Raw genomic sequence first — 23,196 nt, 5'->3', positions numbered from 1 at the left:
AGAGAGAAGAATGATCGACCACCTGGACGGGGCAGTGATACCGACTGGTTTCGACGTGCCCGTGGAACCGCTGCGGCGGGCGGCACACTACACCGGCGAGCAGGGCTGCATCGCCGAGGCGCGGTCCTTCGCCGCGCTCTTTCTCGACCAGCTCAGGACCGAGTGGTGCGCGCGGATCGACGACCGTGTCGACGGCGCCGTGCTGCTGGTGGTGAGCGAGTTGATCACGAACGCCGACCGGCACAGCAACGGGCCCTACATCCTGGAGCTCGTCGGCACCGACGCCGCGGTGACCGTGTCGGTCTACGACAGCAGCTCCGCACTGCCCCGCATCTTCCCCCGCAACCCCGAGCGCATCGGCCGGCACGGCCTGGAGATCGTCCACGCGCTCGCGGAGCAGGTCAGCGTGGAACGGGTGCCGGTGGGCAAGCGAGTGCGCGCCGTGCTGCCGCTCTCCGACGCACCTCAGGGTTGAGACACCCTCGCGGGCCTGCGGAAGGTCGCGGGCCGACGGAAACCAGCGGCGATACACGGTCGAAACCTAGGGCGACACACGGTCGCGGGTGCCACCCCCACTCCCACATGGGGGACGGCACCCGCTGGTCGGACGAGGGTGTCAGGCGCAGCCCAGCTCGCCCAGCATGCCCTCGCGCAGTCGCGTGATGATCCGCTTGATCAGGCGGGAGACGTGCATCTGGGAGCAGCCGAGCTGCTCACCGATCTCCGCCTGGGTGGCCTCCTCGACGAACCGCATGTGGATGATCTGCCGGTCGCGCTCGCTCAGCTCCGCCATGAGCGGCGCCAGCGAGTGGAAGTCCTCGACGAGCCGTAGCCCGTCCTCCTCCACGCCGATGAAGTCGGCCAGAACCGCCTCGCCGCCCTCCGGGCCGTCGCCGGTGAGCGCGGCGTCCAGCGACGACGAGTTGTACCCGTTCGCCGCGATCTGCCCCTCCACGACCTCACGCTCGGAGATGTTCATCAGGGTCGCCAGCTCGGCGACCGTCGGCTCGCGGTCCAGACGGCTGGCGAGCTCCTCGCGGGCCTTGGCCAGCTCCACGCGCAGCTCCTGGAGCCGCCGCGGCACGTGCACCGCCCACGTGGTGTCCCGGAAGAACCGCTTGATCTCGCCGACGATGTACGGCAGCGCGAAGGAGGTGAACTCGACCTCGCGCGAGAGCTCGAACCGGTCGATGGCCTTGATCAGGCCGATCATGCCGGTCTGGACGATGTCCTCCATGTCGTCGCCACGGCCCCGGAAGCGGCCGGCCGCGAAACGCACGAGCGACATGTTCATCTCGATCAGGGTGTTGCGCGCGTACTGGTACTCGTGCGTTCCCTCTTCGAGTTCCGTCAGGCGCTGGAAGAACTGGCGGGACAGCTGCCTCGCGTCCCGCGGGGCCACGGACCGCGGGTCCACGACGCCCGGCAGTGCTCCGTCACCCGCGGCGGCCTCGGTGTTCTCCTCGACGACCTGTGCCTTCGACCGGATCACGGCGGTCTCCATTACCTCTCCCACGAACGTCACGGCGGACATCTGCATAGGTACTCCCGAGTTGCGGGTACCCGGGTTGACGCGCACCATGCCCTCCGATTCTGCCATGGGTGAAATCGGGCGGAATGTTCCCTTCCTTCTCGTGCGCGGGGTGATTCCACCCAGGGCGGAACGCCGGGCCCTTCCCCCGGCGGCCGGGATTCCTAGGCTGGAGAAGTGAGCAACCACCTGCCGAACGAAGCCCGAGTCATCCCCCTGCGCCCGCACGGTGCGCGCCCCTCCGGCGCACCGCCGCGCCAGGCGCCGCCGGCCCCCGCCGCGAAGGAGCCGCTGTGGCGGGACCTCGTGGGTGACGTCCTGCGCCGTGAACGCCTCGCGCAGGAGCGCACGCTGAAGGACGTCGCCGACGAGGCACGGATCTCCATGCCCTACCTCTCGGAGGTGGAGCGCGGCCGCAAGGAGGCATCCTCGGAGGTCCTCGCGGCCGCCGCCCACGCCCTCGGACTGGGCCTCGGCGACCTGCTCACGAGGGCGCAGGGCGAACTGACCCGCGTCACCTCGCGCTACACGGTCGGCAGCCGCCGCGGGGTCACCACCCCGTCGCGTGACGGCATGTGCCTGGCCGCCTGAGCCGTATCGCCGGCCGGCGCCTCAGACCGTGACGTGGCGCCGGCTGAGCACCTCGTCGGCCAGCCCGTAGCCCACCGCCTCCTGCGCGGTGAACACCTTGTCGCGGTCCATGTCGGCCCGCAGCGCCGTCACGTCGTGGTGGGTGTGCCGCGCCAGCACCTCCTCCACCTGGGAGCGGATCCGCACCATCTCCTTGGCCTGGAGCGCCAGGTCGGACACCATGCCGCGCTGCCCGCCCGCGGCCGGCTGTCCGAGCAGCACCCGCGAGTGCTCCAGCACGAACCGCCGCCCGGGATCCCCGCCGGCCAGCAGCACGGCCGCCGTGGAGGCCGCCTGCCCGACGCAGAACGTGGAGATCGGCGCCTGCACGAACGTCATGGTGTCGTAGATCGCCATGAGCGAGGTGAACGAGCCGCCCGGCGAGTTGATGTAGATCGCGATCTCGCTCTCCGGCGAGGACGACTCCAGGTGGAGGAGCTGGGCGATGACGACGTTGGCGACGCCGTCGTCGATCTCGGTGCCGAGGAAGATGATCCGCTCGGACAGCAGCCGGCTGAAGACGTCGTAGGACCGCTCGCCCTGCGGGGTGCGCTCGACGACGTTCGGAATTGTGTACGTCCCCATCACTGCAGCCCCATCCTGCGCCGGGTGGCCGCCGGGCGGACGTCCGCGAGGGACTCCACGACCTGGTCCACCATGCCGTACTCCCTGGCCTCCTCGGCCGTGAACCAGCGGTCGCGGTCACCGTCCCGGGAGATGGTCTCCGGGCTCTGGCCGGTGTGCTCGGCGGTGATCCGTTCGATGGTCCGCTTGGTGAACTCCAGGTTCTCCGCCTGGATCTCGATGTCGGCGGTGGTGCCGCCGATGCCCGCCGACGGCTGGTGCATCATGATCCGCGCGTTCGGCAGGGCGTAGCGCTTGCCCGGCGCGCCGACGCTCAGCAGGAACTGGCCCATGCTGGCCGCGAAGCCCATGGCCAGTGTGGAGACGTCGTTCGGGATCAGCCGCATCGTGTCGTAGATGGCGAGACCCGCGTGCACCGCACCGCCCGGGCTGTTGATGTACAGGCTGATGTCGGTGTGGGCGTCCTCCGCGGACAGGATGAGCAACTGGGAGCAGACCCGGTTGGCGGAGACCTCGTCGACCTGGGTGCCCAGCAGCACGATGCGCTGCGCCAGCAGTTGGGCGGCCAGGTGGTCGTCGAACCGGGTCGGAGGGGTGTCGCCCTCCTCCGCCCGCGGGGCGAGTGTCGTGAGTGGAGTCATCGGTTCTCCTCGTCGCGGCGACAGGTGCCGCGGACGTGTCGGGGATGTGCCGTCGACTCCACTCTTGACCTCGGGCGATGCCCGCGAACGGTTTCTCTGCCCTCGGCAGATCCGCTACCGGCAGAGCCCGAACGCTCAGCCTTTCTCGCGCAACTGGCGGAAGAACGCCCGCACATCACCCACCAGCAGGTCCGGCTGTTCCATCGCCGCGAAGTGCCCGCCGTGGTCGAACTCCGTCCAGCGGACGATGTTCTCCGTCCGCTCGGCCTTGTGGCGCAGCGGGATCTGGGGGTCGCCGAAGAAGGACGCCACCGCGGTCGGCGCGGTGGAGGGCTCCTGCGGGGCGGCGATCCTCTCGCCCCGGGCGTGGGCGCGCTCGTAGTAGACCCGCGCCGACGAACCCGCCGTGCCCGTCAGCCAGTACAGCATCACGTTCGTGAGCATCAGGTCCCGGTCGACGGCCTCCTCGGGCACCTCCCCGGAGTCCGTCCACTCCTGGAACTTCTCGACGACCCAGGCGAGTTGCCCCACCGGGGAGTCGGTGAGCGCGTAGGACAGGGTCTGCGGCCGGGTGGACTGCACGTGGAAGTAGCCCGTGCCGTCGCGGGACCATTCCCGCCACCGTCGCCACGAGGTGAGCGTACGCTCGCGCTCCGCGGGGCTCAGTGCCTCCAGTTCCTCGGCGGTCGGCTCGGTGGAGGCCTGTGCGCCGGGCAGCAGATTGAGGTGGACGCCGGCGACCCGATCGGGGTGGACGCGGCCCAGTTCGCGGGAGATGCCCGCACCCCAGTCGCCGCCCTGGGCGCCGAACCTCTCGTAGCCGAGGCGCGTCATCAGCTCGGCCCAGGCGTCGGCGATCCGGCGCGCCTCCCAGCCGGTCTCCCGGGTGGGACCGGAGAACCCGAAGCCGGGAATGCTCGGCAGCACCACGTGGAAGGCGTCGGCGGGATCGCCGCCGTGGGCGGCCGGGTCGGTGAGCGGCCCCACGATGTCGGCGAACTCGACGATCGAACCCGGCCAGCCGTGCGTGACGATCAGCGGGGTGGCGTCGGGCTCGGGGGAGCGGATGTGCGCGAAGTGCACCCGCGCGCCGTCGATCTCGGTGGTGAACTGCGGCCAGGCGTTCAGCCGCGCCTCGGCGGCCCGCCAGTCGTACGTGTGCCGCCAGTACCGCACCAGCTCGCGCAGATAGCCCGACGGAACGCCGTACGTCCAGCCCACGCCGGGCAGCTCGTCGGGCCATCGCGCCCGGTCGAGTCGGTCGTGCAGGTCGTCGAGGTCGCTCTGCGGTACGTCGATGCGGAAGGGACGGATGCCGCTGTCGGCGGGCGTGGACGTCATGGCCGCGAGCCTAGTTCCGAACGGTGTAACGGCCACCTGAATTTGCGGGCCGGCCGACCGATGAGTTCCGGGGCCCCGGCCGGTCGACAGTGGTGACAGCGTTCCACGCCTCCAGGAGGACTCATGACCACCGACGGTTTCACCACGTGTCTCTGGTTCGACGGCCAGGCGGAGGAGGCCGCCCATTTCTACGTCTCGGTCTTCAAGAACTCCAGCGTCGGCAAGATCGCGCGCTACCCCGAGGGAGCGCCCCAGGCCGCCGGTACCGTGATGACCGTCGAGTTCACGGCCAACGGGCACCGCTTCCTCGGGCTCAACGGCGGCCCCCAGTTCACGTTCACCGAGGCCACCTCCTTCATGCTCTTCTGCGAGAACCAGGAGGAGATCGACCACTACTGGGCGAAGCTCACCGAGAACGGCGGTGAGCCCGGCCCCTGCGGCTGGCTGAAGGACCGGTTCGGCGTGTCCTGGCAGGTGGTCCCGGACCGGCTCGACGCGATGATCACCGACCCGGACCCCGCGAAGGCGGCCCGCGTCACCCAGGCGTTCATGGCGATGAGCAAGTTCGACATCGCGGCCCTGGAGAAGGCGTACGCGGGCGAGTGACGCGTCACCCACAGGGGGCGGAGCTTGCCCGCACCGGGGCGGAAGTGCCTCCCACGGGGGCTGAGCCGTCTCCGCCCCTACGCCGTCTCGGCCAGGATCTCCCCGATCGCATGCCGGGAGTTCTCCGCGACCGGCGGGTTCGTGTCCCAGTAGTACGGCAGGGCGATGACCGCGATCGACAGGGCCCAGCCCCGGGCCCGTGCCCACTCGGCTTCGCCGGCTCCCACGGCCTCGCGGAGGACGCCGCGGGCCCCGGCGGGCAGGAGACACCAGGCCCCGATGAGATCGACGGCGGGATCGCCGACCCCCACCGTGCCGAAGTCGATCACGGCGCTGAGCCGCCCGCCCGTGACCAGGAGGTTCCCGGCCATCAGATCGCCGTGGGCCCACACCGGCGGCCCCGTGTGCTCCGGGACGCGCAGGGCCGCCTCCCACGCCTTCGTCACCGCGGCGGTGTCGACCCGCCCCGCGAGCTGCGCCAGCGCCTCGCGCAGGAACCGGTCCCGTGCCGCCAACGGCACTCCCCGGTACCCCGGCGGGCCCTTGGACGCGTCGATCCCGCGCAGGGCCGTGACGTACGCCGCCAGGTCCTCGGCGAGCGGCACGGGTTCCTCGAGCGCGCCGGGCACCGGGTTGCGGCCGTCCAGCCAGCCGTACACCGACCAGGGCCAGGGGAACCCGCCGTCGGGCTCGCCCCGCCCGAGGGGCTCGGGGGAGGCTGCGGGCAGCGCGGGGGCCAGCCTGGGCAGCCAGCGCAGTTCGTGGGTGATGGCCTCCACGGCGCGAGGGTGCCGGGGGAGCCGTACGACCTTGTCCGCACCGAGGCGGAACATGGCGTTCTCCGTCCCGGAGGACTCCAGGCGCCGCAGGGGCAGTCCGGCCCACTGCGGGAACTGCTCCGCGATCAGCCGGCCGACCAGCGGGACGTCGACGGCCACCTCGTCCTCATGCATTCGCACCGCACACATGGCACCCATTCGAGCGGTCAACGCGCCGCCTGTCGAATGGTTTTGGTGACCTCCCGGGCGAGGCGCAGGATCCCGGGGGAGCGGACCGGGCAAGGCTTCGGCCGGCTGGTGGTGGGGGCCAGGCAGAAGTGCAGATGGTCGTCGTCGCGGTGCAGGGCGGTGCGGTCGCGGCCGGGCTGTGTGCACAGGCCGCGGTGGGCACGCTCGTACGCCGTGCACGGCAGGGACTGCGTCCAGGTGTACCGGCCGCCGGCCGGGCTCACCGCCTTCCCGGCGTCCGCCACGAGGTCCCCCGAGGCGGCGGCCCGCCTCTCGTAGAGCGCGTTGACACGCCGGACCCGGTCGGGGGTGATCGGATCCGGGCCCTGCGACACCCAGACGATCCTCGGGCGGCTGCCGCCCCCGGCCGCGGCGATCTGCTCGGTGAGCCGCAGCGCGTCGGCGGCGTAGCGACTGAAGTACCGGGCCGGGGCCTTGTCGTAGGTGATGCCGTCCATGCACGGCGTGTAGCCCCAGGAGTTCCCCCAGAACTGCAGGACCACGAAGTCGGGCCGCAGCCTGCGCACCAGCGCGGCGGCCTTGTCCGCGGCCGGCACCAGGGAACGGTCGGCCGTGCCCTCCAGGTAGTCGCACAGGGTGGTGCCGGAGTACGGGGCGGCGGTGTACTTCGCCCTCAGGTCCCGGCGCAACTCCTGGCCCAGGACCTTCTGGCCCTCCATCGCCAGCGAGTCCCCGAGGTACAGCACCGTGGGCGCCTTCCTCGGCAGCGGTCCGGGGGAGGCGGGGGCGCGCTGGTGGGTGGTCGTCGACGTGCGCGGTGCCGCCGGTGCCGGCTCCTCGGGTGCGGATGCGGGATCCCCGCACCCGCCGAGGAGCATCCCGGCCAGCAGTACCCCCACGACCCACGGCTTGCGCATACGGCAACTCCCGCCCCGGCCACCGAAAGGGCACTCAGGCAAGCACAGCCGGGCGCCGGAGGGAAGACGCCCGCCGTGTGACGGCCCGCTCGACGCGCGGGCAGGCTCCCGGGTGACTAGCGTGAGGAAGCGGACGATTCCACTCAGACCTCACTCAGATCCACTCATTCGGAGAGGGCCGCAGCCATGGCCGTGCAACCTGAAGGAACCCCGTGCTGGGCCGACGCGATGTTCAGTGACCTCGAAGGGGCCAAGAGCTTCTACGGCGAGGTCCTCGGCTGGACCTTCGCCGAGTCGTCCGCGGAGTTCGGCAACTACACGCAGGCCTCCGCGAACGGCAAGGCGGTAGCCGCCGTCGTCCCGCCCATGCCCGGCCAGGAAGGCCTGTCGCAGTGGTGCCTCTACTTCGCGTCCCAGGACGCCGCCGCCACCGCGGCCAGGATCCGTGACCACGGCGGCGAGGTGCTGATGGAGCCGATGCAGGTCGCCGACTTCGGCACCATGTGCCTGGCCCGCGACCCCGGTGGCGTCGTCTTCGGTGTCTGGCAGGCGGGCACCCACGAGGGATTCCAGGCGATGGGAGAACCCGGTGCCTACACCTGGGCGGAGGTCTTCACCCGCGAGCCGGAGAAATCCGACGCGTTCTTCCCCGCCGTCTTCTCCTACCGGCAGCGGGACATGCGGGACGGCGAGATCGACTTCCGGATCTACGACCTGGGCGAGCGCACCGTGCTGGGCCGGATGAAGATGGGCGAGGAGTTCCCGCCCGAGATGCGGCCGTACATCAACGTCTACTTCGGGGTCGAGGACTGCGACGAGGCCGTGGCGAGGGCCACCAAACTCGGCGGCGTGCTGCGGTTCGGCCCGATGACCACTCCCTTCGGCCGGTTCGCGGCGATCAGCGACCCGCAGGGCGCGAACTTCTCGGTGATCGACACCACGACGACCGAGGGCGAGATGCCGAAGCTGACCGACGTGGCCTAGGGGGGCCTCCGTTCAGGCACCCCGGACCTCCCGGCCGGACGATTCCCGCGGTCATGGCATGATCGAGCGCATGCGTGAACGTGTAGTGGCCGCGTGCGACGGGGCTTCGAAGGGAAATCCCGGACCCGCCGGCTGGGCCTGGGTCGTCGCCGACGCTTCCGAGACGCCGCAGAGGTGGGAGGCGGGGCCGCTCGGCAAGGCCACCAACAACGTCGCCGAACTCACCGCGCTGGAGCGCCTGCTGGCGGCGACCGAGCCGGACGTGCCGCTCGAGATCCGGATGGACTCGCAGTACGCCATGAAGGCCGTCACCACCTGGCTGCCCGGCTGGAAGCGCAACGGCTGGAAGACCTCCGCCGGCAAGCCGGTCGCCAACCAGGACCTCGTCGTGCGCATCGACGAACTCCTCGACGGCCGCTCGGTCGAGTTCCGCTACGTTCCCGCCCACCAGGTCGACGGCGACCGGCTCAACGATTTCGCCGACCGCGCCGCCAGCCAGGCCGCCACGGTCCAGGAGGCCGCGGGCAGCGGCCTAGGCTCCCCCGAGCCGCCGCCCGCCCCGGACACCCCGGCCAAGGCCCCGCGGTCCCGCCCGCGCGGCGGCGCCGCCCGCGGCGCCAGGACCACGGGCGGGAAGGGCTCCCCGCGCACCATCAAGGCGAAGTTCCCCGGCCGGTGCCTCTGCGGCCGCTCCTACGCGGCCGGCGAGCCCATCGCCAAGAACGACAGCGGCTGGGGCCACCCGGAGTGCCGCACGGGTGCGACCGTCTGATCAGACGTCGAACGTGTAGTGCGGTGTGTGGTCCAGCAGGTCCGCCGGGCTCATGTCGTGCCACGGCCGCATCGTCTCGTTGAGGTCGATCACGTTCGGGGTGCCCGCGGCCGGCAGATAGCCGGAGCCGGGGTGGCGGCGCTGCCACTCGGCCCACAGCTTGTCTATGTAGGCGTGGTGCAGCCAGAACACCGGGTCGTTGGGGGACACCCCGGTGCCCATCTGTCCGCCGACCCAGACATGGACGCGGTTGTGCAGGTTGACGCCCCGCCACCCTTCGAGGTGGTTGCGGAAGCCGTCCGAGCCGCTGTTCCAGGGCGCCATGTCGTACGTGGACATCGCGAGCACCGATTCGACGTCGGCCCGCGTCGGCAGCTCGCGCGTCCCGGAACCGAGGGAGCGCCGCAGGAACGTACGGCTGTCGACCCGCACGTTGACCGGCCAGTTCCCGCCGGACGCGGAGAACGGCCCGTCCGTCACCCGGCCGTCCCGCTCCCGCCCGGTGCCCCCGAGGAAGTCGGGCGCCCACAGCGAGGCGCGCGGCGTACGGTCCACGGTCCAGTCCCAGTAGGGCAGTGTCACCGACGCGTCCACCGACTGCAGCGCCCGCTCGAACTCCAGCAGGAATCTTCGGTGCCAGGGCAGGAAGGACGGTGAGCGGTGCCCGGTCCGCTCGCCGTTGTCGGTGTCGGAGACGATGAACGCGTTGTGCGTCGTGACGAACTCGTCGTAGCGGCCGCTGCGCTTCAGCTCCAGCAGTGCGGCGACGAAACGCCGCTTCTCGTCGGCGGTCAGGGTGGACTGGTTCTTGCGGACAGCCATGTGCGGGTGCTCCAGATGCCTTGCGGTGCGGGTCAGTTGGCGGGGAAGGGCAGCAGGGGTGCGCCCTGCAGCTCGTCCACCGCGGCGCGGGCGGCGGCGCGCGGGGTGGCCACCGGGTCGTAGTGGCTGACGACACTGATCCAGCTGCCGTCGGCGTTGCGCATCACGTGCAGCTCGACCCCGTCGACGAACACCGCGTAACCCCCGCCGTGGTGCTCGTGGTGACCGGACCCGGTGGCCGGACGGCCCTGTATCCGGCGGCCCTTGTAGACCTCGTCGAAACTCCCGGGGGAGTCGTGGTGCCCGGCGGCCGAGGCCGGGACGACGGCTGACAACGTCCCCGCGCCGGTGGCGAGGACGGCCGCGGCGGTGAGCGCGCTGCGACGGCTGAGTTCCGGCATACGGACCTCCTGGGTGGATCGGGTTGATGACCTCGCATGCCTATCGGCCCGCCCGCTACCGGGAGAAATCCACGCGAGCCGGTTGGCTGCGATCCGGGCAATTCCCCTTATGTCGTGCAAGGTTGAACGAAGATGATCTTGCCTTGAGGGGGCTGCGCACCCGTACGGAAGGGGAAATTCCACCCCCGAGGGGTGCTGTGGCGGATGTTTCTGCCCGGGCGCTCCGAGGCCCGTGGTACGCGTCACGCCGCGAAACTGGCGCGATTCGGCGGTCCGGTCGAAGGTGCCCGGCTCCCGCTGCTCTGCGTTCGCAAGTGACGGCTCAGGGGTTGCGTCCAGGTCGCCTGTGCCGGCGGCGGGCCCGCCGGTCTGTATCTCTCGATCCTGCTCAAGCGGCAGGACCCGTCCCACGACGTCACCGTCTACGAACGCGATCCGGAGGGTTCCACCTACGGCTGGGACGTGACGTACTGGCGCGATCTGCTCGACCGGCTGCACGAGCAGGGCCCCGAGTCGGCGGACGTCCTCGACGCCGACTCGGTCCGGTGGAACGACGGTGTCGCCCACGTCCGGGACCTGACGACCCGGCACAGCGGCGACCAGGGCCACGGCATCGGCCGCCACCGGGCTGCTGGAGATCCTCGCCGCCCGGGACCGCGGCCTCGGCGTACGCCTGGAGTACGAGCGCGAGGTCACCGCCGGTGACCTGCCCTCCGGCGCCGACCCGATCGTGGCGGCCGACGGTGTCCGCAGTGCCCTGCGCACCCGCCACGCCACGCACTTCGGCAGCCGCCTCACACCCGGGCGCAACCACTTGGTCTGGCTCGGCACCACCAGGTCTTCGACGCCTTCACCTTCGCCTTCGTGGAAACAGCCCACGGCCGGATCTGGTGCTACGGCTACGGCCCCGACCGCAGCACCTGCGTCGTCGCATACGCGCCCGAGACCTGGGCCGGCCTCGGTCTCGACCGCGCGAGCGAGGCCGACGGCCGCGCCCTGCTGGAGAAGCTCTTCGCGGACGTCCTGGACGGTCACCCGGTGCCGCTGGGCCGCCCCAGCGGCACCCCGTGGCAGACCTTCCGCACCCTCACCAACGACACCTGGCACCACGGCACCGTCGTCCTGCTCGGCGACGCCGCCCACACCACCCACTACTCCATCGGCGCCGGCACCACGCTCGCCCTGGCGGACGCGATGGCCCTGGCCGCCGCGCTGCGCCAGCACCCCGAGCTCCCGCAGCCCCTCGCCCGCTACGAGCGGGAACGCAAGGCGGCCCTCCTGCCCGTGCAGAGCGCGGCCCGTTACAGCGCCCAGTGGTACGAGAACCTGCCGCGCTACATGCACCTGCCCCCGGAGCGCATGTTCGCCCTGCTCGGCCAGCGCCACTCGCCCCTGCTGCCCTACGTCCCGCCCCAGCTGTACTACCGGCTCGACCGGGCGGCCGGGCGACTGGAACCACTGCTGCGGTTCAAGCGCCGGCTGGGGCCGAAGGGCCGCGCGAACCGTGCGCGCACGGTCGCCGGCCGCGCGGGAGTAGCCCGCCGAACCTTGGGTGAATTGCTATTCACCGGCCGCTGCGGGTCGTCTTCGCGCCCCTGCACCAGCAACGACGAACGCACCGCAGCCCTGACAGACTTCCTCCACACCTGCAACCACCACCGCTGCCACACCGCACTCGGCGGCCACCCACCGATCAGCCGTGTGAACAACGCTCTGGGTCAATACACCTAGGGCGCGTCCGCACTAGCCGAACAGGCGGTCCAGGAACGCGTTGCCGTACACGCGGTGCGGATCGAGCCGGTCCAGCGCCGCGTCCGCCTCCCCCCACGCGTCCCGGCCGACCGCCGCCGGGACGACGTCGTCCAGCACCTCCTCGTCGTCCCACACCCCGTCGTCCGTGTACGCCCACCCCTTGGACCACTCGACCCGGGTCAGCGCGAACCCGCCGTCGAAGGTGCGCAGCAGGAACCGCTCGATCTCGCGCAGGAACGCCTCCGCGTCCGGCGTGCCCGGCAGCGTCAGGATGTCCAGCCACACCGCCGTGTCCCACCCGGGGTGGTCCGCGGGCGGCCGGAGTGCCGACAGCAGCGGCGGACGGGCCCCGGCCACCCTCGCGTCACCCGGGTCGTCCAGGCCGGTCACCCGGATCTCCACCGAGCCGTTGACCGGGAAGCTGCCCCGGGCCGCGTAGGCCGTCAGCCGCTCCCGGTAGAACGCGGCGAACTCGGAGACGACCCGCTGCACCCGGTCCCGCGAGGTGAGGACCGCGTAGCCGTTGGCGTGCACCCTCAGCGTGCTCGGCTTCAGATACAGCAGTGTGTTCTTGGACGGCCCCCACAGGTCCGCGGACAGCGTCGTCACCAGCCCGAGCGCGGCGGCCTCGTACTGGGCGGTGCCGAGCAGCGGCGCCAGGTACCAGGCCGCGTCCGACGTCATCCGGCCGACCAGCTCCGCCACCGGTCCCGGGATGTTGTCCGAGAACGGGTAGTTGTACGGCCGGGTCACCTTCCGCGAGGTCAGCGGCCGGGTGGGGGAGACGCTCCACACCTTCAGCCAGGGGTGCTCGGTGAAGGCGAACCAGATCGCCTCGACCCGCCCCGCCTCGTCCAGGTAGCTCGCGAAGGTCCGCCCGTCGCCCGAGCCTGGCGCGGCGAACAGCTCCCCGGCCGGGATGTCCGTACGGCTCACGCACCTGAGGTCGGTGTTCGCACCCACCCGCAGCACCACCTCGGTCACCAGGGCCCGTCCGAGGTGGGTCAGCAGCGCGGCGCAGTCCGCCTCGTATCGGTGGAAGGTGCGCAGTACGTACGCGCCGGCCCGGGCGTCCCACACGACCGCCGTCAGGGACAGGACCAGATTGCTGAGCGAGCCGTACGTGTGCCCGGGCCGCCGCCGCTCGCCCCGCGCGGGAACGGCGGTGCCGTGGGCGTCGACGGCGAGGGCGCCGCCCAGGGTCAGCACTCCGGGAGCGGGGGCGGCCGTGACGCCCAGACCGTGCTCCTCAAGGAAGGTCAGCAGGGCCTCCATGGTCACGCCGGTTCCGGCGCGCACGGCGGTGGGGGAGTCCAGGGCCAGACCGGTGAGGTGGGGCACGGTGTCGACGAGGAGGACCGGCGCGCCGGACGGCGTCCCCTCCGTGACCGTCAGGGGCGACCAGCCGTGCGAGGCACCCCGGGCCCGCACCCGCCACCCGTGCCGCCACGCCCAGTTGACGACGTCGACCAGCTCGTCCGGGCTGCCCGGCGCACAGGCCCACAGGCCGTCGGCGGTGATCTCGCCGACCCAGTTCCGGTACGCCGAGCGGTACAGCGCGACGTCCGCCGGGAAGCCCGGCAACTCCGCGGCGGCGACCGCCGGATCCGCCGGCAGACCGGGCACCACGGCCAGTGCGGCGGCGGTGCGGAGGAAGCCCCTGCGGGTCCAAGGGGAGGCGGCCGACGGGTAGTTGTTCGTTGCACCAGTGGTCACGTGGAGTCACGCTAGGGGCTGGTTGACACGTGACGCGTTCCTGTCGCATCGATTCACTCGTGCGAGTGAATCGAGCGGGCTCGACGAGCCGGATCGACACTTCCGCGTGACGCCGGGACGGATGACAGACTGACGCCCATGGACGAGCGCACATTCGACAGGTCGGACCAGCACGCCTCCGTCATCGGTCTGGGCACCTGGCAGCTGGGGGCCGACTGGGGAGACGTCGACGACAAGGAAGCCCTGACGGTACTGGAGACGGCGGCCGAAGCCGGGGTGACCTTCTTCGACACCGCCGACGTCTACGGCGACGGGCGCAGCGAGCAGACCATCGCCGCGTTCCTCAGCGGCCGCCCGGACCTGCACGTCATGGTCGCCACGAAGATGGGCCGCCGGGTCGACCAGATCCCCGGTAACTACGTGCTCGACAACTTCCGCGCCTGGAACGACCGCTCCCGGCGCAATCTCGGCGTCGACCGCATCGACCTGGTGCAGCTGCACTGCCCGCCGACGCCCGTCTACTCCACGGACGAGGTGTTCGACGCGCTCGACACCCTCGTCGAGGAGGAGCGCGTCGCCGCCTACGGCGTCAGCGTCGAGACCTGCGAGGAGGCGCTGACCGCCATCGCCCGGCCCCACGTCGCGAGCGTGCAGATCATCCTGAACCCGTTCCGCATGAAGCCCCTGCGCGAGGTGCTCCCGGCCGCGCGCCAGGCGGGCGTGGGCATCATCGCCCGGGTGCCGCTGGCCTCCGGCCTGCTGTCGGGCAAGTACACCCGGGACACGGTCTTCCCGGAGAACGACCACCGCACCTACAACCGGCACGGCGAGGCCTTCGACCAGGGCGAGACCTTCTCCGGCGTCGACTACGTCACCGGTGTCGAGGCGGCCGCCGAGTTCGCGGCGCTCGCCCCCGAGGGGTACACCCCGGCCCAGCTGGCCCTGCGGTGGATCGTCGAGCAGCCCGGCGTCACGACCGTGATCCCCGGCGCGCGCTCACCCGAACAGGCCCGGGCCAACGCGGACGCCGCCCGCCTCCCGCAGCTGCCCGGCGAGACGCTGACGGCGATCCGCGACCTGTACGACCGGCGCATCAAGGACCAGGTCGAATCCCGCTGGTGAGGCCGCCTCTCACGGCTCCAGGAGCAGCTGCCTCTCCTGCTCCTGGTCGCCGGAGGCGGCGCCGTCGTCGCGTGCCGTGAAGGCCCGGGTGAGCGTGTCGCTCGCCCGCCGCACGGCCTCCGGGCTGCCCTGCACGGTGACGGTCACCGGTGCGGACAGCCGCCCGGAACCCGCTCCGTCGCCGCCGGCGGGACGCGCGTCCGTCTCCCCGTCGAAGGTCGCCGTGTGGACCGTCGCGTTCTCGTCGGCGGGAAGCTCGTCGGGCGACCCGAACGTGCCTTCCAGGGCCCGGACGACCGCTCGCGCGTCGTCGGCGCCTCCGCCGCTGAGCGTCACGGTGAGCTGTGTTCCGGACATGAGTCCACGACCTCCTCGGTTCTGCGTCATTCGCGCCGTCCGTGTAACCGTCCCCTGATCGCTCAAACCGCTCCCGGGGGGCCCGCGGGACGACGAGTCGTTCCGGGGAACCCGGGAACGCGGAGGGCTCAGGTCTCACACCGGGAGGAACAGTGGCGGACGCGGCAGAGGGCGGGGCCATGCGCCGGGGGCGCAACGAGACGGAGGAGGAGAGAGCGGACCGGATGTGGCAGGAGCTCATCCAGGAAGTCCGCGTGGCGCAGATGGGCGTCCAGATCCTCTTCGGCTTCCTCCTCACGGTGGTGTTCACCGAGAAGTACGACGACCTCTCCGGCACCGACCAGACGATCTATCTCGTGACGGTCGTCCTCGGTGCCTGCGCGACCGGGGCGCTCATCGGGCCGGTGGCCCTGCACCGCATCGTCGCCGGGCGGCGCGTCAAACCCCAGGCGGTCCAGCTGGCCTCCCGGCTCACCCTGCTCGGCCTCGTGCTGCTGCTCGCCACCACGACCGCCTCACTGCTGCTCATCCTGCGCGTGGCCACGCACGACGGTTTCGTGCCCTACCTGGTCGCCGGTGTGGTCGGCTGGTACCTGCTGTGCTGGTTCGTCCTGCCGCTGTGGACCCGGCACCGCTACACGTCGAAGTGACGGCACCGCCGCCAGCTGCCGGTCGTGCACCCGGCTGAGCAGCAGCAGCGAGGCGGTGGCCCCGATCAGCGCGCAGAACATGTCCCACTGCGTGTCCCACACGTCGCCCTGGGTGGCCAGAAAGGCGTCGGCCGCGTGCCCTCCGGCCACGGCGGCCGCCCACTCGAGCATCTCGAAGACGGCGCTGAAGGCCAGACACGCGCACACGGTCAGCGGAGCGAGCCAGCGGCTGCCGCGCAGCGGCGAGGTGCGCACCAGCAGCTCGCGCACCAGCACGGCCGGCACGAAGCCCTGCATCAGGTGGCCGAACCGGTCATAGGGATTGCGATCCAGACCGAAGACGTCCCGGACCCGGTCACCGAGCGGCACCTCGGCGTAGGTGTAGTGGCCGCCCACCATCAGCACCACGGCGTGGGCGGCCAGCAGGCAGCACAACAGACCGGTGAGCGGGAAGCGCCGCCGGGTCAGCACCAGCAGCGGCAGACCGACGACGACCCACACGACCTCCAGGAACCAGGTCATGCGGTCGTGCGGGTTCCACCCGGACAGGGCCAGCACCGCGAGCACACCCCAGGCGAGGGCGGCGGGCAGCAACGGCCGGGGACCCGGACGTACGTCGGACACAGCGGACATGGCGGGCTCCTCTCGAGGCAGCCCATCGTCCGGTCGGGGGCGGGCCCTCGGCATGAGTACGCCTACTCAAAACCGGCGGCGGTTCAGCCCCCGGCGAGCACGCCCGCCAGGAAGTCGTCGACATGGACCTCCTCGCGGCCCGGCCGCACCACCTCGTAGGTCTCGCGCAGGAACGCCGCGAACCCCGGCGCCCAGGCGAACACCACGGCGTGGTGACGGCCGCCGTCGGCCCGGGCGTCGCCGAGGAACTCCAGGCGCAGCTCCTGCCACATCCCCCGCGCCTGAGGGCGCATCCGCACGTCGCCCTCCCCGACCGGACGCCGCAGCGCGTCACCGAGCATCTCCCGGTCCAGCTGCCACCGGGCGAGAACGCGGCCGTCATGGCTGAAGACCACGGTGACGGCGAACGGGTCCGCGGCGTCGTAGCTCAGGTGGGCGAGCACGGAGAAACGGTCCGTGTCGCCCGCCTGGAGCTGCACCACCAGGGTCTTGTGGACGAACGAGTTCACGAGGGGGCCTCCGGGAAGAACCGACGTAGAGCCCTCTAGTACCCCCGATTTCGCCGGAATGCTCAGCCGACCGGGTGATTCCCGCGGGCGCCGCGCAGCGACTCGATGCACACCGCGACGGCCCGCTGCAGATCCTCCAGACGCTGCACCATGTCGTCCTCGTAGAACTCCCCGGCGTCGTCGAAGGTCAGCTCCTCGAACACCTTGGTCGCCTTCTGGAGGCTGCTGTAGAACTTCGTGCGCCGCTCCTGCACGCGCAGCCCCGGGTCCGTCTCCACGACCTCGACGACGAGGGACTTCATCGTGTCGTACGCCTCGGCGGCCCACTCGCCGGCGTCCTCGCCCTCGTCGAGCTCGTCGATGAGCGACAGGTGCCGCTCGGCCTCCTGGCGCAGGTCGGCGGGGGCGTCGACGGTCTGCCCGGCGGGCGTCTTGATCTGCCCCGACTCGGCGATCTGGCGCACGTACCCGATCCGGTCGGCCGCCCTGCTCTCCCCGGCGACGGCCTTCTTCAGCTCGTCGGTGCGCACCACGTCACGGGCCAGCTCCGACTGCAGGTCCGGGTCCTCGCGCACCCGGTCCAGCAGGGCCTGGCGGGCGGCACGCGCGGTGGAGGGGTCGGCGAGGATCGCGGCGCGCAGCGCGGTGGGGTTCTCCGCCACCTCCAGGGCCTTGGTGGGCCGGATGCCCTCCGCCTCGGCGGCCTCGGAGATGGCGGTGCCGCGCTCGGACGTGGCGCTGTTGCGGGAGACGTAGTAGCTCAGCCACACGTCGGCGTCCGGCAGGTCCACCTCCTGACCGGGCGTCAGCGCCTCGAAGTGCGGAACCATGCCGTCGTCCGCCGCCCGGTCCCACGCCTTGTAGTAGCGCATGACCCGCTCCGGGGAGCAGCCGGCGAGTTCGGCGAACTCCTTCGCGGACACCTTCGGCGTCTCGTCCGCGCCCTGACCGCCGGGCCGCACACTGCGCGCCACCTTCAGCCCGAAGGCCCACCCTCCGGTCCGGGCGTACGCCCCGAACTCCCGCGCGTCCCGCGCGACCAGGTCGGACAGGGGCGCCGGGGCGACAGGGGTCTCGGGCGGGGTGAAGGCAACGGTCACGGACGACTCTCCTGAGGCGGGGCAGATCGGACTGCACGAGGTGCGCACGGAAGCCTAGCGGCACCCGCTGACCTCGCCGTTCACCGCCCGCGCGGCCCGTCCGAAAACCGTTGTCCCGGGCGGACGCGGGTGCGGGAGGATGCCGGACATGGTGCGACAGGGAGCGGACATGTCGCTACGCCGCTGTGCGGAGTGCGGCGGCTACGCGTACGGCGGTGCCCCCGCCTGTGCCGCCTGCCGCGACCTGGTGGACGGCATCGTCGAGAGGGCGTGGGCCGCGTTCCTGGAGCAGTGGGACACCGCCGCGGACGACGACCAGGAGCGTGCCCTGGCCGAGATGGTCGTCGCCGAACCCGACCGGCACGACTGGCGGCTGGTGGACGCCGCCCTCGACCGGCTGGTGTGCCCCGACTGCGGCGACCGGCTCACGCGGGGCCCGGTCGGCTGCGCCGCCTGTGACCGGGCGCACGGCTATCGTTACGCCGCGATCGAGACGGACCGGCCGGGTGTACCGCCCGGCAACGAGCACGCGATCCGGGTCAACGTCTCGGTGATGCGCAGACCCCAGGTCACCTCGGAGAGCGAAGTACTCGTCCGGCGGCTGCTGCTGCCCCTCCTGCTGGCCGGGTTCCTGCCCACGACCGAGGACGCCCAACGGGTCAGCGCGCTCGTGAAGAAGAGCCCCCCGGTGCGGAGGGCTCTTCTGGTCGAACGGGCCGTGGAGGCGATGGCCGAGGACTTCAGCCGAACGCGTCGCGCAGCGCCGGCAGCAGGGTCTTCTCCGACCAGTCCAGGTACGCCGGCTGCGACTCGCCGCCGATCTGGACGAGGGCGATCTCGGTGAACCCGGCCTCGGCGTACGGGCGGACGGCCTCGACGAACGCCTCCGGGTCGTCACCGCACGGGATCGCGTCGGCGACGTCGTCCTGCCTGACGAACTGGGTGGCCGCGTCGAAGGAATCGGGATGCGGCAGCTCCGAGTTGACCTTCCAGCCGCTGCCGAACCAGCGGAACTGGGAGTGCGCCCGCTCGACGGCCGCGTCCCGGTCGGGGTCGTAGCAGACCGGCAGCTGGCCGATGCGGGGCTTGCCCCGGCCGCCGTGGCGGTCGAAGGCCTCCAGCAGCCCGGCCTTGGGCTCCGTGGCGATCACCAGGTCGCCGAGCCGGCCCGCGAGTTCGCACGAGCGCTCCCCGGAGACGGCGATGCCGATGGGCGGCGCCTCGTCCGGCAGGTCCCACAGCTTGGCCGACTCCACGTCGAAGTGCGTGCCGCGGTGGTTGACGTGTCCGCCCTTGAAGAGCGCGCGGATGATCTCCACGGCCTCCTCGAACATCTCGTGCCGCACATCGACGGACGGCCAGCCGCCGCCCACCACGTGCTCGTTGAGGTTCTCGCCCGAACCCAGCCCCAGCCGGAACCGGCCCTCGGACAGCAACTGCAGCGTCGCCGCCTTCTGCGCCACCACCGCCGGGTGGTAGCGGAACGTCGGGCACGTCACGTACGTCATCAGCGGGATACGGGACGTGGCCTGGGCGGCCGCGCCGAGCACGGCCCAGGCGTACGGCGAATGACCCTGCGAGCGCAGCCACGGGAAGTAGTGGTCGGAGGTCACCGAGAAGTCGAAGCCCGCCTCCTCGGCCCGCACCACGTGGTCGACGAGCTCTCGGGGGCCGGCCTGCTCGGTCATCATCGTGTATCCGATTTGCACCATACCCGGCGAGTCCCCTGACAGCGGGCCCGGAAACGGCTCGATCAAGGTCGCCGACGGGTGCAGGATGCATCCATGAGTGCTTCCCCCCTGCCGACTTCCGGTCCGGCCGCCCAGGGTGTCGACGCCTCCGGCGTCCACGCCTTCCTCGACGCCCTCGAAGCCGCCCCCGAGATCGAGCCGCACAGCCTGATGATCATGCGGCACGGGCACCTGGTGGCCTCCGGCTGGTGGACGCCCTACACCCCCGACCGCCTCCACCTGCTGTACTCGCTCAGCAAGAGCTTCACCGGGACCGCGGCGGCCCTGGCCGAGACCGAGGGACTGCTCGACTTCGACGCGCCCGTGATCTCGTACTTCCCCGAGTTCGAGGCCGACATCACCGACCCGCGCAGCCGGGCCATGCTCGTCCGGCACGTGGCGTCCATGGCGAGCGGCCACCGGCGGGACACCGTCGACGAGGCCTTCGGGCGGGACCCCGCCGAGCCCGTGCGGGGGTTCCTGCGGCTGCCGCCCGACGAGGACCCGGGCACGGTCTTCGCCTACAACCAGCCCGCCACCTACACGCTCGCCGCGATCGTCCAGCGGGCCACCGGGCAGTCGCTCAGCGACTACCTGCGGCCCAGGCTGCTGGATCCGCTGGGCATCGGCGAGGTGGCCTGGCGCCGTGACCGTGCCGGCCGCGAGCTCGGCTTCAGCGGCCTGCACGCCACCACCGACGCCGTCGTCCGGCTCGGCCGGCTGTATCTGTGCGACGGGCTGTGGGAGGGCAGGCGGCTGCTGCCTCAGGGATGGGCGGCCCGGGCCTCGCAGCCCCACATACCGACCGCGGGGGCCATGGGGGAGGTGGACCGGCAGGACTGGGACCGGGGTTACGGCTATCAGTTCTGGACGTCCCGGCACGGCTACCGGGGGGACGGCGCCTACGGCCAGTTCTGTCTGGTGCTGCCGGAGCACGACGTGGTGATCGCGGCGACCTCGGCGACCGAGCGGATGCAGGAGTACCTGAATCTGGTGTGGGAGCACCTCTTGCCCGCCTTCGGCCCCGAGCCGCTGACGGGCCGCGAGGCCGCCGACGCGGAGCTGCGGGAGCGCCTCGCCCGGCTCGCGCTGCCGCCCGCCCCGGGCCGTCCCGCAGCCCCGGAGCGGGAGCAGGACTGGGCGGCCGCCGCGTTCACGCCCTCCGACGAGACCAAGCCGGTCCGGGCGGCCGGGCTCACCCGGGACGCGGACGGCTGGACGCTCACCCTCACCGGAGACGGGGACCGTCCGGACCATCCGGACCGGCTCGCCCTGCGTCTCGCGGGGGAGGGCTGGACGGTCGCCGAGGAACCCGTCCCGACCGCGGTGAGCGGCGGCTGGACCGATGCCGGCACGCTCGCGGTGGAGGTGGTGTTCCTGGAGACCCCGCACCGCCTGGCGCTGACCTGCTCCCTCGCGGACCGGACGCTCACCGCGCACTGGCGCACCCAGCCGCTGCACGGAGGCCGGCTCACCACCCTGCGCGCCCCGCGCCGCTCGGTCTGAGCCGGGCCGGAAGGCCTTGCTCAGTGTGGCCCCTGCCGGGAGGTCTTGCTCAGTCCTGCCCCGAAGGTCTTGCTCAGACCGAGCCCGGCCGGAAGGTCTTGAAGAACGTGCGCAGCGCCTCCTGGTTGGCGGCGTCCTCCCAGTCGGCGTCCGGGGTCGTCCAGCGCAGCGAGAAGCTGCGGCCCTCACCCAGCAGGAAGCCGCGGCCGAGGGTGTGCACCCGGGTGCCGTCGACGTCGGCGGTCCACTCCATGTCGGCGGCCTTGCGGCCCTGGTACGTCGTCGCGCGGATCGCGCCGATCCGGTCGTAGTCGTCCGCCTGTTTGAGGTTGGGTTCGACGTCGTCCCGCCACACGGCCACGGGGTCCGGGCCGGCCTGATCGCTGAAGGTGACGGCCAGCGTGCGGTCGTCCCCCCGGGCGCCGAAGACGACCCGGTACGCCTCGCCGTCGCGGTCGGTGTCCAGCCGCTTCCAGCCCTCGGGCAGCGCGACCGAGAAGCCCTCCGCCGCGCGGTAGCGCTGGAAGCCGGGTGGCAGGGCCGTGGCCGGGGCGGACGGTGTGGGCGTGGGAGTCGGGGACGGGGACGACGGGGTGGGGGTGGGGGTGGGGGACTCGGGCGGGCTGGGCGGCCCGGACGGATCGGCGCTGTCACCGCCCGTGCCCTCGCCCGGTGTGGCGGCGGAGGCCGGCGGCCGGACCGGTGATTCGGCCGCGTCGCTGCCGCTGTCCGTGCCGGGCAGCCCCTGGGTCGCGGCGAGCACGGCGACCGCGACGGTGACGACGGCCAGGGCCGTTCCCGCCACCATGGTCCGTCTGCTCCACGCCGGGCTCCCCGGGCGCATCGCGGCGTAGGCGCCACGCAGCCGCGGGACCGGTGCCGCGGCCAGGGTCGCCTCGGGATCCTCGCTCAGTGCCCGGGTCAGTGCCTCGCGCACCACCTGGCGGGTCAGCCGCTCCCGTGAGTCCTTGCGGAGCAGCCCCTGCACGGCCTGGGTGAGCGGCCCCGCGCGCACCGGCGTGCGCAGCGGCAGCCGATCCACGCCCTTCAGGGTGTTCTCCGGGCGTCCCCGGTCCCGGAACGGCGGGCGCCCCTCGACCATCGTGTACAGGATCGAGCCCAGCGCCCACAGGTCGGCCGCGGGGCCGATGCGCTGGTCGCGGGCCTGCTCCGGGGAGGCGTACGCGGGTGCCGTGAGCCGGGGCGCGAGGGTCGCACCGGCCAGACCGAAGCCGGTGACGACGACCGAGTGGTCCTCGCGCACGAACACCTGACCGGGACTGAGCTCGCCGTGCGTGATGCCCGCGGCGTGCGCGGCGTCCAGCACGTCGAGCAGCTCCAGGCCGATCCGCGCCGCCCGCACGTAGTTGAACGTGCCCTGTTCCGAGAGGAGTTCGCCCAGCGGGGTGCCGTCGATCCACTCGTTCACGGTCCACAGGGCACCGGCCTCCTCGACGGCGTCGACGACCGTGGCGATCCGACCCGGGCACAGCAGTGCCATGTTCTCGGTGGTGCGCAGCAGGCGGGCGGAGGCCCGGCGCTCGGCCCCGCCCGGGTCCTCCGGAAGCCCGACCTGGGTCACGAGGCACGGACGGGAGATCTCACCGGCCCCGGTGTCCTCGGCATACCAGCAGATGCGGTTGGTCTCGCGCTGGATGATCTCTAGCAGCCGGTACCGGCCGGCGACCAACTGGTGTGTGGAGACGTGCGCCCTGCCCATGGCCATCCCTCGCTGGAAACCTGGCTCTGACCTTTTCCAGAGGTACGGGGGATGAGGCACCCTGCGTTCAAATGGATCGCAACTCCGTGTTCATTCCTGTCTTTTGTTCAAGAGATGGGAGCAACTGTGCGAGCAAAAACGGTCTTTCGCCGCCTCGCGCGGTTCACCTCGGTCGCCGGGTCCGCGGCGGGCGCGGAGAATTC

The 23,196-nt window shown here is 71.9% G+C and carries 23 protein-coding genes and 3 pseudogenes; 11 read left to right on the top strand and 15 right to left on the bottom strand.

The annotated features are described in order from the left end of the window. The first annotated feature begins 10 nt into the window (after window positions 1–10). Window positions 11–475 carry an ATP-binding protein gene (locus tag IE153_RS23675; protein ID WP_189591828.1) on the top strand — a complete coding sequence of 155 codons (465 nt, stop codon included), beginning with the start codon at window positions 11–13 and terminating at the stop codon, window positions 473–475. Window positions 476–616: 141 nt separating this feature from the next. Here IE153_RS23675 and IE153_RS23670 read toward each other — a convergent pair whose 3' ends face one another. Continuing rightward, on the bottom strand, window positions 617–1,504 hold the full coding sequence (locus IE153_RS23670) for an RNA polymerase sigma factor SigF (protein ID WP_189591996.1): 888 nt from the start codon (window positions 1,502–1,504) through the stop codon (window positions 617–619). Between the two features lie 204 nt (window positions 1,505–1,708). On the opposite strand from IE153_RS23670, the gene IE153_RS23665 reads away from it, so the two are divergent. Beyond that, complete coding sequence (locus IE153_RS23665) at window positions 1,709–2,122, top strand: helix-turn-helix domain-containing protein (RefSeq protein WP_189591827.1); 414 nt, start codon at window positions 1,709–1,711, stop codon at window positions 2,120–2,122. A gap of 21 nt (window positions 2,123–2,143) precedes the next feature. Here the strand turns inward: IE153_RS23665 and IE153_RS23660 are convergent, their stop codons facing one another. From IE153_RS23660 to IE153_RS23650, 3 genes are all read right to left on the bottom strand, one after another. After that, on the bottom strand, window positions 2,144–2,746 hold the full coding sequence (locus IE153_RS23660) for a ClpP family protease (protein WP_189591826.1): 603 nt from the start codon (window positions 2,744–2,746) through the stop codon (window positions 2,144–2,146). After that, window positions 2,746–3,387 carry an ATP-dependent Clp protease proteolytic subunit gene (locus tag IE153_RS23655; protein ID WP_189591825.1) on the bottom strand — a complete coding sequence of 214 codons (642 nt, stop codon included), beginning with the start codon at window positions 3,385–3,387 and terminating at the stop codon, window positions 2,746–2,748. Before IE153_RS23655 ends, IE153_RS23660 begins: the two co-directional genes overlap by 1 nt. 135 nt (window positions 3,388–3,522) lie before the next feature. Beyond that, window positions 3,523–4,728: an epoxide hydrolase family protein gene (locus tag IE153_RS23650; protein ID WP_189591824.1), complete on the bottom strand. Its 1,206-nt coding sequence runs from the start codon at window positions 4,726–4,728 to the stop codon at window positions 3,523–3,525. Between the two features lie 123 nt (window positions 4,729–4,851). On the opposite strand from IE153_RS23650, the gene IE153_RS23645 reads away from it, so the two are divergent. Further along, window positions 4,852–5,334 (top strand): VOC family protein, encoded by a 483-nt coding sequence (locus IE153_RS23645; RefSeq protein ID WP_189591823.1) that lies wholly within the window; start codon window positions 4,852–4,854, stop codon window positions 5,332–5,334. Window positions 5,335–5,411: 77 nt separating this feature from the next. On the opposite strand, the gene IE153_RS23640 is transcribed toward IE153_RS23645, so the two are convergent. Beyond that, entirely contained in the window at window positions 5,412–6,302 is an 891-nt protein-coding gene (locus tag IE153_RS23640; protein ID WP_189591822.1) for an aminoglycoside phosphotransferase family protein, read from the bottom strand. A 17-nt stretch (window positions 6,303–6,319) separates the two neighbouring features. Continuing rightward, entirely contained in the window at window positions 6,320–7,219 is a 900-nt protein-coding gene (locus IE153_RS23635; RefSeq protein ID WP_189591821.1) for an SGNH/GDSL hydrolase family protein, read from the bottom strand. Between the two features lie 186 nt (window positions 7,220–7,405). Here IE153_RS23635 and IE153_RS23630 point away from each other — a divergent pair, with 186 nt between their 5' ends. Together IE153_RS23630 and IE153_RS23625 are read left to right on the top strand one after the other, a co-directional pair. After that, window positions 7,406–8,203: a VOC family protein gene (locus tag IE153_RS23630; RefSeq protein ID WP_189591820.1), complete on the top strand. Its 798-nt coding sequence runs from the start codon at window positions 7,406–7,408 to the stop codon at window positions 8,201–8,203. A 58-nt stretch (window positions 8,204–8,261) separates the two neighbouring features. Beyond that, complete coding sequence (locus tag IE153_RS23625) at window positions 8,262–8,975, top strand: ribonuclease H family protein (protein WP_189591819.1); 714 nt, start codon at window positions 8,262–8,264, stop codon at window positions 8,973–8,975. On the opposite strand, the gene melC2 is transcribed toward IE153_RS23625, so the two are convergent. Together melC2 and melC1 are read right to left on the bottom strand one after the other, a co-directional pair. Continuing rightward, window positions 8,976–9,797, bottom strand: coding sequence for a tyrosinase MelC2 (melC2, locus tag IE153_RS23620; RefSeq protein ID WP_189591818.1), 822 nt, complete (start codon window positions 9,795–9,797; stop codon window positions 8,976–8,978). Window positions 9,798–9,829: 32 nt separating this feature from the next. Further along, complete coding sequence (gene melC1, locus IE153_RS23615) at window positions 9,830–10,198, bottom strand: apotyrosinase chaperone MelC1 (protein WP_189591817.1); 369 nt, start codon at window positions 10,196–10,198, stop codon at window positions 9,830–9,832. 369 nt (window positions 10,199–10,567) lie between these two features. Here melC1 and IE153_RS23610 point away from each other — a divergent pair. Both IE153_RS23610 and IE153_RS23605 read left to right on the top strand, forming a co-directional pair. Then, window positions 10,568–11,728 (top strand): annotated as a pseudogene (locus IE153_RS23610) (FAD-dependent monooxygenase); the annotation flags it as partial. Between the two features lie 69 nt (window positions 11,729–11,797). Beyond that, window positions 11,798–11,929, top strand: a pseudogene (locus IE153_RS23605) (IS481 family transposase); the annotation flags it as partial. 12 nt (window positions 11,930–11,941) lie between these two features. Here the strand turns inward: IE153_RS23605 and IE153_RS23600 are convergent. Next, window positions 11,942–13,666 carry a cholesterol oxidase substrate-binding domain-containing protein gene (locus IE153_RS23600; protein ID WP_189591816.1) on the bottom strand — a complete coding sequence of 575 codons (1,725 nt, stop codon included), beginning with the start codon at window positions 13,664–13,666 and terminating at the stop codon, window positions 11,942–11,944. 138 nt (window positions 13,667–13,804) lie between these two features. On the opposite strand from IE153_RS23600, the gene IE153_RS23595 reads away from it, so the two are divergent. After that, on the top strand, window positions 13,805–14,788 hold the full coding sequence (locus tag IE153_RS23595; RefSeq protein WP_189591815.1) for an aldo/keto reductase: 984 nt from the start codon (window positions 13,805–13,807) through the stop codon (window positions 14,786–14,788). 9 nt (window positions 14,789–14,797) lie between these two features. Here the strand turns inward: IE153_RS23595 and IE153_RS23590 are convergent, their stop codons facing one another. Continuing rightward, window positions 14,798–15,145 carry a hypothetical protein gene (locus IE153_RS23590; RefSeq protein WP_189591814.1) on the bottom strand — a complete coding sequence of 116 codons (348 nt, stop codon included), beginning with the start codon at window positions 15,143–15,145 and terminating at the stop codon, window positions 14,798–14,800. A 152-nt stretch (window positions 15,146–15,297) separates the two neighbouring features. On the opposite strand from IE153_RS23590, the gene IE153_RS41740 reads away from it, so the two are divergent. Beyond that, the gene (locus IE153_RS41740) at window positions 15,298–15,795 is read left to right on the top strand and encodes a DUF6328 family protein (protein WP_229829130.1); all 498 of its coding nucleotides are present in this window, start codon (window positions 15,298–15,300) and stop codon (window positions 15,793–15,795) included. Here IE153_RS41740 and IE153_RS23585 read toward each other — a convergent pair. The 3 genes and pseudogenes from IE153_RS23585 to IE153_RS23575 form a co-directional block, all read right to left on the bottom strand. Then, a pseudogene (locus IE153_RS23585) lies at window positions 15,796–16,428 on the bottom strand (DUF2238 domain-containing protein); the annotation flags it as partial. An 83-nt stretch (window positions 16,429–16,511) separates the two neighbouring features. Beyond that, window positions 16,512–16,937: an SsgA family sporulation/cell division regulator gene (locus IE153_RS23580; RefSeq protein WP_189591813.1), complete on the bottom strand. Its 426-nt coding sequence runs from the start codon at window positions 16,935–16,937 to the stop codon at window positions 16,512–16,514. Window positions 16,938–16,999: 62 nt separating this feature from the next. Then, entirely contained in the window at window positions 17,000–18,037 is a 1,038-nt protein-coding gene (locus IE153_RS23575; RefSeq protein ID WP_189591812.1) for a hypothetical protein, read from the bottom strand. Window positions 18,038–18,206: 169 nt separating this feature from the next. Here IE153_RS23575 and IE153_RS23570 point away from each other — a divergent pair, with 169 nt between their 5' ends. Next, on the top strand, window positions 18,207–18,881 hold the full coding sequence (locus tag IE153_RS23570) for a hypothetical protein (protein WP_229829129.1): 675 nt from the start codon (window positions 18,207–18,209) through the stop codon (window positions 18,879–18,881). Here IE153_RS23570 and IE153_RS23565 read toward each other — a convergent pair. Then, window positions 18,778–19,749, bottom strand: coding sequence for an LLM class F420-dependent oxidoreductase (locus tag IE153_RS23565; RefSeq protein WP_189591810.1), 972 nt, complete (start codon window positions 19,747–19,749; stop codon window positions 18,778–18,780). The two genes, IE153_RS23570 and IE153_RS23565, sit on opposite strands and share 104 nt — an antisense overlap. Window positions 19,750–19,821: 72 nt before the next feature. On the opposite strand from IE153_RS23565, the gene IE153_RS23560 reads away from it, so the two are divergent. Beyond that, window positions 19,822–21,273 carry a serine hydrolase domain-containing protein gene (locus IE153_RS23560; RefSeq protein WP_189591809.1) on the top strand — a complete coding sequence of 484 codons (1,452 nt, stop codon included), beginning with the start codon at window positions 19,822–19,824 and terminating at the stop codon, window positions 21,271–21,273. Window positions 21,274–21,346: 73 nt separating this feature from the next. Here the strand turns inward: IE153_RS23560 and IE153_RS23555 are convergent, their stop codons facing one another. After that, complete coding sequence (locus IE153_RS23555; protein WP_189591808.1) at window positions 21,347–22,993, bottom strand: serine/threonine protein kinase; 1,647 nt, start codon at window positions 22,991–22,993, stop codon at window positions 21,347–21,349. Window positions 22,994–23,196: the final 203 nt, after the last annotated feature.

The organism is Streptomyces massasporeus, from assembly GCF_014648995.1.
In the GTDB taxonomy this organism is placed as follows: domain Bacteria; phylum Actinomycetota; class Actinomycetes; order Streptomycetales; family Streptomycetaceae; genus Streptomyces; species Streptomyces massasporeus.
Note: the sequence above shows the minus strand (reverse complement) of the source record. Positions and strands in the feature narration are given on the sequence as shown.

Coding starts and splice junctions, on each gene's coding strand:
- IE153_RS23675 (WP_189591828.1), top strand. CDS start 11: ATGATCGACCACCTGGACGGGGCAGTGATACCGACTGGTTTCGACGTG.
- IE153_RS23670 (WP_189591996.1), bottom strand. CDS start 1,504: ATGGAGACCGCCGTGATCCGGTCGAAGGCACAGGTCGTCGAGGAGAAC.
- IE153_RS23660 (WP_189591826.1), bottom strand. CDS start 2,746: ATGGGGACGTACACAATTCCGAACGTCGTCGAGCGCACCCCGCAGGGC.
- IE153_RS23655 (WP_189591825.1), bottom strand. CDS start 3,387: ATGACTCCACTCACGACACTCGCCCCGCGGGCGGAGGAGGGCGACACC.
- IE153_RS23650 (WP_189591824.1), bottom strand. CDS start 4,728: ATGACGTCCACGCCCGCCGACAGCGGCATCCGTCCCTTCCGCATCGAC.
- IE153_RS23645 (WP_189591823.1), top strand. CDS start 4,852: ATGACCACCGACGGTTTCACCACGTGTCTCTGGTTCGACGGCCAGGCG.
- IE153_RS23640 (WP_189591822.1), bottom strand. CDS start 6,302: ATGTGTGCGGTGCGAATGCATGAGGACGAGGTGGCCGTCGACGTCCCG.
- IE153_RS23635 (WP_189591821.1), bottom strand. CDS start 7,219: ATGCGCAAGCCGTGGGTCGTGGGGGTACTGCTGGCCGGGATGCTCCTC.
- IE153_RS23630 (WP_189591820.1), top strand. CDS start 7,406: ATGGCCGTGCAACCTGAAGGAACCCCGTGCTGGGCCGACGCGATGTTC.
- IE153_RS23625 (WP_189591819.1), top strand. CDS start 8,262: ATGATCGAGCGCATGCGTGAACGTGTAGTGGCCGCGTGCGACGGGGCT.
- melC2 (WP_189591818.1), bottom strand. CDS start 9,797: ATGGCTGTCCGCAAGAACCAGTCCACCCTGACCGCCGACGAGAAGCGG.
- melC1 (WP_189591817.1), bottom strand. CDS start 10,198: ATGCCGGAACTCAGCCGTCGCAGCGCGCTCACCGCCGCGGCCGTCCTC.
- IE153_RS23595 (WP_189591815.1), top strand. CDS start 13,805: ATGGACGAGCGCACATTCGACAGGTCGGACCAGCACGCCTCCGTCATC.
- IE153_RS23590 (WP_189591814.1), bottom strand. CDS start 15,145: ATGTCCGGAACACAGCTCACCGTGACGCTCAGCGGCGGAGGCGCCGAC.
- IE153_RS23570 (WP_229829129.1), top strand. CDS start 18,207: ATGTCGCTACGCCGCTGTGCGGAGTGCGGCGGCTACGCGTACGGCGGT.
- IE153_RS23565 (WP_189591810.1), bottom strand. CDS start 19,749: ATGGTGCAAATCGGATACACGATGATGACCGAGCAGGCCGGCCCCCGA.
- IE153_RS23560 (WP_189591809.1), top strand. CDS start 19,822: ATGAGTGCTTCCCCCCTGCCGACTTCCGGTCCGGCCGCCCAGGGTGTC.
- IE153_RS23555 (WP_189591808.1), bottom strand. CDS start 22,993: ATGGGCAGGGCGCACGTCTCCACACACCAGTTGGTCGCCGGCCGGTAC.